Genomic DNA, 3,107 nt, shown 5'->3' with positions numbered 1-3,107 from the left:
TTCCCCACGATGCCCTGCGTTTCCGCCGAAAGCTTGAGGTGCAAGCTGAGAACATCGGCGGTTTCAAACAAGTTTTCCTGACTGCTAGCTGTCTCAAAGCCCTGTTCTCTGGCCCGCGCCAGCGAACCTTCTCGGCCCCAGACCAGCACTTTCATGCCGAAGGCGCGGGCGTAGGTGGTCACGATCTGGCCAATCCGGCCATAGCCCCAAATGCCCATGGTTTTACCCTTGAGCACGGTGCCCATGCCGAAGTTGGGCGGCATGGACGCGGTTTTCATACCCGACTGTTGCCAGACACCGTGCTTGAGGTTGCTGATGTACTGCGGCAGCCGCCGTGTCGAGGCCAGGATCAGCGCCCAGGTGAGCTCGGCCGGGGCGGTGGGCGATCCCACACCTTCGGCCACAGCAATACCGCGCTCGGTGCAGGCGGTGACATCCACATGGGCACCGATACGCCCGGTCTGGGCAATCATCTTCAGGCGGGGCAGCTTTTCGATCACCGCGCGGTTGAGCTGGGTGCGCTCGCGTATCAGCACGATGATGTCGGCATCTTTGAGCCGCACCGACAACTGGCCCAAGCCCTTGACGGTGTTGGTGTAGACCTTGGCAGCGTAGGGTTCCAGCTTGGTGGCACAGTCAAGTTTGCGCACAGCATCTTGGTAGTCGTCGAGGATCACAATGTTCATCCCCTGATTGTGCCTGGGTGCTGGCCGCTGCTGCCGGGCAGTGTGGCGATCTGGGCCCGCCAGCAGGGCTGATTATTTTCGCCAGAGGGCAGCTCTGGCAAGCTGGAAGCGCCTGGCGCTTATTGCAACAAGGCGCCGCTGCGGGGTGCGGATTCCAGGGCCGCCATGCGGTCGAGTTCGGCGCAGACATCGGCCATGCGGCCCGAGATGCGCATACGTCCGGCACTGGCCGCTGCCTGGGGCGTATCGATGACCCGCAGCACCCGCACCGGGCGGCGTGCTGCCACCGGGGGCGGCGTGCTGCAGCCAGGGCGGGCGGGCCAGGCGGGTGCCGTGCTCGGGTGGTTGGCGCAGTTGGCGGTCCACGCAGCGGCAGGGCGTGCAGCCGGGGTGGGGCGCAGTGCGCGCTTATGCGGTGCACTGGCGGTGAGCCAGCCCACCAAACCCTGGAATGAACCCAGCAAACCCGTAGGTGAAAACGATGCGATTCCCATAGGACCTCCCCAACAAGCGGTGTTGAATACGGACGAAACGGTGGCTAACTGCGCAGATATGCGCAAGCAGTGGTGCTGGCGGGGCGCTCCCGCATGCTGCTGCGCTTTACACGAAATTACGTTTGGCGCAGCGGTGCCATAGCGCAGCTACATCAGCAAGGTGTTGCGGATGAGCCCGACCGCCAGGCCTTCGATGGCGAAGCTTTCTTCTGGATCGACCACGATGGTCGGGTAGTCGGGATTTTCGGGCAGCAGCTCAATCAGGTTCTTGGTGCGGCGGTAGCGCTTGACGGTGACATCGTCGCCCAGCCGGGCCACCACGATCTGGCCGTTTTTGGCATCGGTGGCAGACTGCACGGCCAGCAGGTCTCCGTCGAGGATGCCGATGTCGCGCATGGACATGCCGCGCACCTTGAGCAGGTAGTCGGGCTTGTGGCGGAACATGCTGGCTTCGACATGGTAGGTTTGGTCTACATGTTCCTGCGCCAAAATCGGGGAACCTGCCGCAACCCGGCCAATCAGGGGCAGGGCGAGCTGGCTGAGTACGTTGTGCAGGCGCGACTCGTTGATGGAGCGCAAGGTGTCGCTTTTGAGGCGGATGCCGCGCGAGGTGCCACTGACCAGCTCGATGGCCCCTTTGCGGGCCAGGGCTTGCAGGTGTTCTTCGGCGGCGTTGGCCGACTTGAAGCCCAGGGTGTTGGCGATTTCGGCCCGGGTAGGGGGCGCACCGGTGCGCGCGATGGCGGATTGGATCAGCTCCAGAATCTGCTGCTGGCGGGCAGTGAGTTTGGCGGGGAACAGTGGCAGATGGGGCAGATCCATGGGGTGACTCCGGTACTTGGCAAAGTTGCTGGGCTGTTTTAATATCCAGTGACTGTATTTTTAACCAGTTTTTGAAAGTTTGCAAGCATGGCGGTGAATTCATCTTCTTTGAAGGTTGTGGTGCTGGGCACCGGCGGCACGATTGCGGGCCGCGCCAGCCGTGCGGGCGACAACCTGGGCTATACCGCAGGCGAAGTGGGCGTGTCGCAGTTGCTGGAGTCGTTGGGCGGCTTTGCTGCCGGGGTGGACCTGGTGGCCGAGCAGGTGGCGCAGGTGGACAGTAAGGACATGGGTTTCGCCCTGTGGCAGCAGTTGGCGGCGCGTTGCGATCACTGGCTGGCCCAGGCGGACGTGGCGGGCATCGTCATTACCCACGGGACCGACACGCTGGAGGAAACCGCGTACTTTTTGCAGGCAGTGCTGAACCTGGCCAAACCCGTGGTGCTGACCTGCGCCATGCGCCCGGCCACCGCCCTGGTGCCCGACGGGCCGCAAAACCTGCTGGATGCCGTGGCGGTGGCGGCCACCCCAGGCGCACATGGCGTGGTGGTGGTGTGCGCGGGCAACATCCACAGTGCGCGCGACGTGCAAAAGGTGCACAGCTACAAGGTGGATGCGTTTGCCTCGGGCGATGGCGGGTTGGTTGGGCTGGTGGAGGAGGGCCGGGTGCGCTTGTTGCGGCCCTGGCCGTCGGCCACCGATTTTTATGAAGAAAAAAAGCCTCTGGCGCAGGCGCTATCTGTGCAGGCAGCTATCAAAAGTGTAGTATTGGGTGGGCTGCCTGCCAGCGGCTGGCCGCGGGTGGAGATTGTGTTGAACTACGCCGGGGCCAGCGGCTTGCTGGTGGACGCGCTGGTGGCCCAGGGTGTGCAGGGCATCGTGGTGGCCGGCACCGGCAATGGCACGCTGCATACGGACCTGCAGGCGGCTTTGCTGCGGGCTATGGCGCAGGGGGTGCGGGTGCTGCGCTCCACGCGCTGCGTGTTTGGCCGGGTGCTGGGGACTGCGGCGGACGCGATTCCCGATGCGCAGGGCTTGTCACCGGTCAAAGCGCGGATTGCCTTGCTGCTGGCATTGTTGGCCTTGCAGGCGTAAAAAAACCGTC

4 protein-coding genes are annotated in these 3,107 nt (G+C 63.9%); 1 reads left to right on the top strand and 3 read right to left on the bottom strand.

Annotated features, from left to right (window positions below; genetic code table 11):
- From ABI213_RS01345 to lexA, 3 genes are all read right to left on the bottom strand, one after another.
- On the bottom strand, positions 1 to 686 hold a 686-nt coding region (locus ABI213_RS01345; protein ID WP_348025779.1), incomplete at its 3' end, for an NAD(P)-dependent oxidoreductase.
- A gap of 119 nt (positions 687 to 805) precedes the next feature.
- Positions 806 to 1,180: a hypothetical protein gene (locus ABI213_RS01340; RefSeq protein WP_348025777.1), complete on the bottom strand. Its 375-nt coding sequence runs from the start codon at positions 1,178 to 1,180 to the stop codon at positions 806 to 808.
- Between the two features lie 147 nt (positions 1,181 to 1,327).
- On the bottom strand, positions 1,328 to 2,002 hold the full coding sequence (lexA, locus tag ABI213_RS01335) for a transcriptional repressor LexA (protein ID WP_348014551.1): 675 nt from the start codon (positions 2,000 to 2,002) through the stop codon (positions 1,328 to 1,330).
- Between the two features lie 87 nt (positions 2,003 to 2,089).
- On the opposite strand from lexA, the gene ABI213_RS01330 reads away from it, so the two are divergent.
- Positions 2,090 to 3,097 (top strand): asparaginase, encoded by a 1,008-nt coding sequence (locus ABI213_RS01330; protein ID WP_348025775.1) that lies wholly within the window; start codon positions 2,090 to 2,092, stop codon positions 3,095 to 3,097.
- The last annotated feature ends 10 nt before the right edge of the window (positions 3,098 to 3,107 follow it).

Source organism: Rhodoferax sp., assembly GCF_039922535.1.
Lineage (GTDB): Bacteria > Pseudomonadota > Gammaproteobacteria > Burkholderiales > Burkholderiaceae_C > Rhodoferax_B.
Note: the sequence above shows the minus strand (reverse complement) of the source record. Positions and strands in the feature narration are given on the sequence as shown.

Bases quoted from the DNA above. Each gene is read 5' to 3' on its own strand.
- ABI213_RS01340 (WP_348025777.1), bottom strand. From the start codon at position 1,180: ATGGGAATCGCATCGTTTTCACCTACGGGTTTGCTGGGTTCATTCCAG.
- lexA (WP_348014551.1), bottom strand. From the start codon at position 2,002: ATGGATCTGCCCCATCTGCCACTGTTCCCCGCCAAACTCACTGCCCGC.
- ABI213_RS01330 (WP_348025775.1), top strand. From the start codon at position 2,090: ATGGCGGTGAATTCATCTTCTTTGAAGGTTGTGGTGCTGGGCACCGGC.